At 48.6% G+C, this 325-nt stretch carries 1 protein-coding gene; it reads right to left on the bottom strand.

Features of this window, described 5'->3' with window-relative positions; translation table 11 throughout:
* Positions 1 to 38 precede the first annotated feature (38 nt).
* A complete protein-coding gene (locus FS628_RS30290; RefSeq protein WP_145326661.1) occupies positions 39 to 221 on the bottom strand; it encodes a hypothetical protein in 183 nt (60 codons plus the stop codon).
* Positions 222 to 325: the final 104 nt, after the last annotated feature.

Raw genomic sequence — 325 nt, 5'->3', positions numbered from 1 at the left:
AAATACACCATCAATCCACACACACAGTACTCCTTCCCCTACATTCCATCATATCCGATCTCTTCTCCTGCTTCACCCTCAAATACCTCTTCCTCACTACACCCCACTTCAACCACTTCCCTCATCCCCTTATCCTCCCCAACTCCCCAACAACCTACCCAACCCCCTTCATTTCCACTTCCATTTCCTATAGCACCTCTTACTGTCCTTCTTCCTTCCATACCACCACCCCCCCTACTAATACTCTCCCCTACTCCAATCGTATTCACATCCCCTATCATACTCCCGCTCACATTCATCATTCTTCCTCCCACAACCCCATAAC

This window comes from Paenibacillus xylanexedens, assembly GCF_007676705.1.
Taxonomy (GTDB): domain Bacteria; phylum Bacillota; class Bacilli; order Paenibacillales; family Paenibacillaceae; genus Paenibacillus; species Paenibacillus xylanexedens_C.
This window is presented reverse-complemented; position numbering and strand designations above follow the sequence as displayed.